6 protein-coding genes are annotated in these 6919 nt (G+C 52.0%); 2 read left to right on the top strand and 4 right to left on the bottom strand.

Annotation, left to right across the window (positions count from 1 at the left end):
* Positions 1 to 113: 113 nt before the first annotated feature.
* Positions 114 to 284, top strand: coding sequence for a hypothetical protein (locus IGR76_07135; protein ID MBF2078283.1), 171 nt, complete (start codon positions 114 to 116; stop codon positions 282 to 284).
* A 219-nt stretch (positions 285 to 503) separates the two neighbouring features.
* Here IGR76_07135 and IGR76_07130 read toward each other — a convergent pair whose 3' ends face one another.
* From IGR76_07130 to IGR76_07120, 3 genes are all read right to left on the bottom strand, one after another.
* Positions 504 to 1928 (bottom strand): Rieske 2Fe-2S domain-containing protein, encoded by a 1425-nt coding sequence (locus IGR76_07130; protein ID MBF2078282.1) that lies wholly within the window; start codon positions 1926 to 1928, stop codon positions 504 to 506.
* Positions 1925 to 2131, bottom strand: a complete 207-nt coding sequence (locus IGR76_07125; protein MBF2078281.1) for a hypothetical protein — start codon at positions 2129 to 2131, stop codon at positions 1925 to 1927. The genes IGR76_07130 and IGR76_07125 overlap by 4 nt, the downstream gene beginning before the upstream one ends.
* Positions 2132 to 2207: 76 nt before the next feature.
* A complete protein-coding gene (locus IGR76_07120) occupies positions 2208 to 5666 on the bottom strand; it encodes a DUF748 domain-containing protein (GenBank protein MBF2078280.1) in 3459 nt (1152 codons plus the stop codon).
* Between the two features lie 271 nt (positions 5667 to 5937).
* On the opposite strand from IGR76_07120, the gene IGR76_07115 reads away from it, so the two are divergent.
* Positions 5938 to 6489: an alpha/beta hydrolase gene (locus IGR76_07115; GenBank protein MBF2078279.1), complete on the top strand. Its 552-nt coding sequence runs from the start codon at positions 5938 to 5940 to the stop codon at positions 6487 to 6489.
* 243 nt (positions 6490 to 6732) lie between these two features.
* Here the strand turns inward: IGR76_07115 and IGR76_07110 are convergent.
* Positions 6733 to 6919: transposase (locus IGR76_07110; protein MBF2078278.1), on the bottom strand; the 187-nt coding region annotated here is incomplete at its 5' end.

Below are 6919 nucleotides of genomic sequence, written 5' to 3'. Positions count from 1 at the left end.
TACCAGGACACTCTCAAGGCGAACCTGACCGTTTTTCTAATCATGCAACAAAGCCGCTAGAAAATCAGGTAAGTCCATTGACGGATCCATAGAGCAACCTCACTTAAACCACCATGAAAAACGTGCACCCAATGAGTGTACCGCCTGTTTTTGTGGATGTACTTTTATTTTTGAGTTTCTTCATGAAGGGGCGATCGCCCCTTCAATTCCATCTATTTTCGGACGGTGCGAAAGATACAGTCATGAGTGAGAAGACTATAGAGTGGACATTGCTCGATCGCTAGCTCAATACTAGATCCACTACATCAACCCTGCACTCCTGAATTGGCTTGGAATCATTTAAAGCTCAGGATCTAAACCCACAGGACTTACGCAATTGGGCGATTTTGCCTGGAAGTCTCGACCGATGCTGAGTTTTGTCTGCGCAATCCACCCGTGCACATTCTGGAAGATAAAATCCTTGATTAAGGTGGGTTTTGTGATACTCATTCACCCTACACAAACTAAGCTTTGCGCGGTTGTTTGGCTGAGCGATCGGGCAAGTTGCGCGGCGGAATCCGGCGACCCTCGTAAAACTTCTGTTCCAAGCGATGCAGCCCAAAAGCCGTGCCCGCAGAGACCAGCGCAGCGATCGCCACACTCAAATACAGTCCACTAACGGCTAAGCCAGGAAAGGCCAACAGAAAGGGAACGCTAGACCAGGCGATCGCCGCCACCCAAATAGCCCCTTGTTTGATACGCTGAATACGAGCCAATGCTTTGCGACAGCTCCCACAGTGGCGCGTGTGGGAGAGATAGCGATCCAGCAGTGTATCTGCATCTTGAGCCGGAGGAAAGTCTTCACCCGGAAAGGGATCGGCCTGAAACTGATTGACCCACTGGCGATACTCAACCACAAACTGATCGGCCTTGGTCGGGAGATAAAACGCCTGGGCAAAACGAGTCCCTCCCCCGTTTTTCGCTAGATAGCGTTCTTGCAGATGGAGAAAGATTTGATCGTCTTCCAACACCGCATTCTGGCCGATATGGGAAAGCCAGCGAGGCGTGAGCTTGATGAAAAAGGCAGGAATTTTTGAGGAGAACTGGAACGGGAATCGGGCAAAGACTCGGCACTCCCCTTTGCGAATCGGAGTGGCGTACACAACCGTCATCGTCCGTCCAAACTGTTTGGAGGTGAGGTCGTGGAACATCAGCGACGGTGCGATAAAAGTGGTATCTTGCCGCCCTAGGGTCCCCCGTCGTGGCCCTTCAGCCCAGGTTCCCGTAAAGCCTTGTTTGCCGGATTCCAATACTTCCAAATCGGCAGGACTGGCATTGGCGCGATCGCCCACAGATTGGTGATGGGTAAAGGGTACATGGCTAGCATCCAGCACGTTTTCCAACAGGGTTAGCGCGTCGTAGGGCAAGTCGCGGAAGGTGTTTAAACAGACCCATCCGTCCAATGTCTCTCCCAATGGCTCTACGACGGGAACGGGAACATGGTCTGCATACTCTGGGGTTCCGGCATAGACAAAGAGGAGTCCTTGGCGGACAGCCGTGGGAAACGACTGCACACACGCCCGTTTAGCGAGATGGGCATTGCCCCCCTCATGCTGCTGCGGAATGCGATCGCATGCCCCGTCTCCGTCAAACGCCCAACCGTGATAGGGACATTCCAGCTTACCATCTTCGGCAATGCGTCCTTCGGATAGGGGGGCTAACCGATGAGGACATTGATCCGCGAAGGCTCGCCAGGTCTGCGCCGAGGCATCCCACCAAATCACTAAATCTTGTTCCAGCAAGGTAAAAGGGGTAAGAACAGCCGGATCGAGATCCTCCACGTAATGCACCGGATACCAGGCTTCGCGGCAGTCGAAGCGCTCTGGGTCGAGGCCACCTGCGGCATGGGGAACCGATTGGATAGCGGGGTGGAGAGCCGTTGAGGTCATGGATTAAACTCCTCTAGATCAAGGTCGTCGTCGAAATGGTTGTCCAGATAAGTGTCGAGCATTTGCTTGCCGTAGCGACGGTTGCGCCGCCGTGCGTTGGCTGGGGTCGCCCGTTTGCGCAATCGTTTGTCGTTTATGAGACGATCCAGATCCTGCGCATCGTCCCAACTCTGAACGTCGTTTGGGGAATTGCGTTTTACCATCTCTACTCTAAACAGTTTTATTAAGTTATGTTAATTTCTGTGGGACGTGTTCGGCAACTGTACAGTCTTCCTGAAGCTAGTCCTGCGCTGTGACCGATGAGGGCAGCGTATTCCACTCCTCCAACATCAAGCCATCTGCTCCATAGCTAAAGCCAATCTTGGCATGGGGAACGGTGATGTCGTGAATCTGGGCCTCTAGTAGTTCCAACTCGCCCACGACCTCAGGTTGGGTTGGCAAGCCCGACACCGTGGCGATCGCCCCTACCTGTCCATCGACGGCAACGGGTAGATCCATCATCGATGCGATCACCGATAGGGGAATGGGCGCAAGCCGGATTTGTCCTGTGGGTGCGGCATCGTTCCACTGACCGGAAAGCACAATCTCTGTGGTCAAGGGATCAGATCCAGCGTAGCTAAAGCCCGATAGGGAGATGGGAAGCGTCACCTGCTGTTGAGCATCCACGGAACTATCCGCAAGCTCAACCTTAGCGATCGCAAAATCACCCCACTGCCAGTTTTCACCCAATACATTCACCTGAGCGGCAAGTTCTCCCTGGGGCGATCGCCCGATCTGAATATCCCCTGAGAAAGTCCCCTGGGCATTGGCAATGGCGGGAAGATCGAGGGGAACCGGAGACGCTGCGGCTAGCTCATTCGGTGTCCACGTTGAGAGGGAGGGAACGGCTGTGATCAGGTCTTGAATCTGCCCCTGTTCTACGGAAAGATGGAGATTTCCAGCGAGATCAGGAGATAGTGTTGCTTGACCATTGACGGCAAAGGCACTGTTCCCAAGCTGGATTTGACCATCGGAAAGATGAACGATATCGTCCGCGTAGAGGAGGGTTCCCGATAGGCGATCGCCCTGATGATCGGGATGGAGGGTCGAGTCCAGAGGGCCAATGACAGGCTGGGTGATGGCAAAGTTAGCCTGGGCTTGGGGGCGATCGCCTGCTGAGAGATCCGCCGTTACGGTTGCAGAGAGATCGCCGCCTAGGGGTTGGAGTAACGAGATCTGTGCCCATTCGTCTAAGGCTTCTAGGGGCAATGCGTCCACCGTGGCGTTAAGCTGTCCCGCTGCGGATAGGTTGCCTTGAATCGTGGTGCGATCACGCTCGAGGGAAAAGGCGGTAAAATCGTCGGGCATCGATTGAACGCGGATCTGGTCGCGATCGCCCTGAATGTCTATGTTGACCTGATCGGGGGTGTAGTGGATCTGTCCCTGAAGTTGAGGGTCAAAGGCGATGGTTTGAACGGCAAATTGTTGAAGATCCACATCTGCCAGCAGTTCAGGCTGATCGATCGTACCGCTCACCGTTCCATTCATCGTTAGCACTCCCTGAAGATCGAGAGATTCTAACGGCAAAATATCAATATCGTTGAGATCAAGCTGTTGAGCCGAGAGATTCAACGCTAATTCGCCTAGCGTCGGTGTCCATCCTCCACCAAAATCCACATCGATGCCACCGTTGAGGTTCAGCACAGAATTCCCAGCATTAGCAATCTCTAGGCGATCGCCCAACCAGCGTAGATCAGCGGTCAATGGCTCATCCTGAATGGTGAGGACATCGACAAGCTGGATCTGCCCCTCAGCGGCGATCGCCTGGGGAGAGAGTTCAGCCAAGGAACCATCCAGCGTAAATCGCCCTTGAAGATGTCCTGGCAATGCCGCATCAAAGGTATTTAGAGAAATCGGCGTAGACGCTACGACCGCTTGCCAGTTGCCGTTTGCCAATCCTAAATCCGCGTTCACCGATCCTGAACCGAGATTCACCCGGAGTTGTCCATCGCCCTGAATTCCATTGAGATCTAAGGTGGCAAGCTGACCGTTGAGATTGAGTTCTCCCTCGGCAGAACCGGGAATCTCTAACCCCAGCCCTTGTAAAGCAATCTGCGTTCCCTGAATCGTTGCTTGCCAGTTTCCGTTGGCGATCGCCCCTTCCGCCGTTACGACTCCACCGCCAATCTGAAGTTGGGTATCCGTAAAGCGCAGTTGGTCATTGGTCGCCGTAATCACGCCCTTAACCGGATACTGCCCTTCCTGCAACGCCCATTCCATTTGTAGATCAGGATTATCTTCAAAGGATTCAAGATGGAGTTTGGCGTAGAGATTCCCCAGGGTTTGGTCTGGAATGGACACCTCATATCCCTGTAAAAGCTGATCAACCGGGACTCCGGCCAACTGAGCATCTACCCAAAAGACATCATACTCGCCCTTATCGTCATCGCCCAGATGAATATCAGCATCAAGGGTAAACTGTCCCCCCACCTCTGGATAGAACCGGAGGTCTTTGAGAATCAAATGGTCATTGGTTTTGTCAAAGGTAAAGTCAGTTTGCGCCTTGGGGAACAATACTCGATCAAACTGGATTGGCTCTGCATTGTAGACTCGTCCGGCAAACATAACGTGGTCAAAAGACCCGGTTACGTCCACCTGTTCCGTCATCAATGCTCCCGTGACTGGGAAGGGCAGTTCCAGTTGGAACGTACTCATAAAATCCTCGGCATTGACCGAATCCACAGCAGCGGTGAGATCTAACCCGATCTCCAAATCGATTGTCCCTTCAATGCGCCGAAAGGGAATGCCGCCAAACTTCATTTCTCCTTGATGTAGGTGAAGCTGGCGATCACGCACCTCTATCTGCACCGACAGATCTTTGAACGGATTCGGTTCTCCGGCTGCCCGTGCCGCCATGTTTTGAATATCGAGCGTTCCTGAGCCTTGCCATCCCGTATCCGGTTGCAGATCGATGGCAATATCACTACTTACTGTCCCGTCTTGAATCACCAGATCGGGGGGCAGCAAAACCGAAAATGGGGCGATCGCCAACTGATCGGTGTGGACTTCTATCCTAGCAGTGTCATCGGTGAGTGCCGCCGATCCGCTCAGCGCAACCTGCCCACCTGCTACGGCCTGCCCTTGCAATTGAAGATCAAGGGTTGAGCCATCGTCGGCTAGGGTGACGTATCCATTAAGCGACTCAAAGCGGAGATCGGTCGGTGGTTCTACGGGCAGCCTCGGATCATCACTCGGCTCTTTGGGGAGTGGCACCAAGTCAACAGAGGCATTTTTGAGATGAATCATGCGAATTTCAATCAGATCATCTTCGGTATTCGGAATCTCAATTTCGATCCATCCTTCCGGCTGTTCGTCAATCCAAAACACAGCGTTATGCAGCGTTACGTCTATGCTTAAGCGCTGATTTTGAATGAATTCAAGCGGGTTAAAGGTAACTTCAACCGCCTCAATGTCCATCGTGTCCTGATCGGTGCTAATCGCAGGCATGGACGATGCACTAAACCGAATGCTGTTCAGCGAAACCGACTCCACATCCCCAATCACAATTGGACGATTAAGGGAGTGGCTAAGTTCACGCGAAATTTCGGGTGCAAGATTATCCTGCACGTACTCCCAGCCCCACTTTGCGCCCGATGCTCCACTCACAAAGAGGGAAACACTAAATACGACACTGGTTTGGAACAGGCGCGATCGCCAGGGAGAAGTAGGAAGGAACAATGGCAAATTGGAACGTTTCACAACAGAGTCTATCCCGAAGGATGAATGAGCGAGAATACGAGGTGCGTGCTCTCAATCTATCGAATCTATCTATAGTATGTAATCAAAACGGGGAATGGGGCTTCCTCCAGCTAGGCTACAGACTTGGGTGAATATTGCAAATTGAATACACAAATGGGGGCTAGACTGTCTAGAATATGGCTGATAGAGGTTTCGTGCGATCGCTTGTTTAGATTAATTCACGAATCTGGCAAGGATAGTCAATTCCTATGAGACGAGTTTAGACATGGTAATGTTTCCCTCAACCCAAAACTGGCGATCGCTCCTCGGCTCAGCAGGCACGCTGACTGCGTTTCTGGCAATGTTAAGTTTTTCATCACGGGCGATCGCCGCAGAAACCCTAGTGGTTACCTACGGTGGATTCAGTGCCTCCTTTGACGTTGTCGACTTAGAACATTTGGCAGCGACGGGAGAAGCCCCGGACTCCATGCAGTTTTATCTAGGCTTAGCCAATCTCGAACCGGAAACGCTTCAGGGATTACTCACCCAACCGTTTAACGTTAGTGTTGAGTTTGTGGAAGATATGCTGGCAGCACCCAGCGGTCAAACGCTTTTGGAGAAAGTAACCCAGGTCTTACATACCGAATCGGGGGAAGGGAGTGAACCTGCGCTCCGGTCTGCACTCATCCACTCCACGGTCGATGATGCTCAACTTTCTTTTTTAGAAATTCTGCAAAACTATCCTACGGATCGGGTCTATCTAAATAGCCGTAACTTGATGAAGCTCACCCAAGAAATCGAAAGTCTACACGCTGAGCAACTAAACGGAGATACTTCCCCCTAGCACTCATTCAATTCATTCGTATAACTAACTTCACCCAAAACGAGCAGATTTCTCTCTCTCAGAAGTCTATGCTTTACCTCTACCGGAGGAGATAAATCTTTCTCGCACTCTCAATGAGGTTGAATCTAACGGGATGCAGGGATGTCTTCCTACGTGGAGGCTATGCTCTTGCATCCTCTCAATTGCAATATGAAAGCTTTGAGTGTTGAATCTATCTTAGGTCTATAGAACCCATTTGAGATCTCAAGGAGAGGCAGCAAGGCGCTTAAGCATCAGCCTGACAAAGCAGAGGTTGATTTTGGTCGTGGCGTTATCCAAGGTTCTCTCAAAGTTCTTGACCAAGATTTTACACCGCTCCATCCAGGCATTGGAGCGTTCAATCCCTGCGGGTCGATTCCCCGCCGCTCTGCGGCGTAAAATGCCAGGATGA

Origin of the sequence: Synechococcales cyanobacterium T60_A2020_003 (assembly GCA_015272205.1) — a bacterium.
Taxonomy (GTDB): domain Bacteria; phylum Cyanobacteriota; class Cyanobacteriia; order RECH01; family RECH01; genus JACYMB01.
This window is presented reverse-complemented; position numbering and strand designations above follow the sequence as displayed.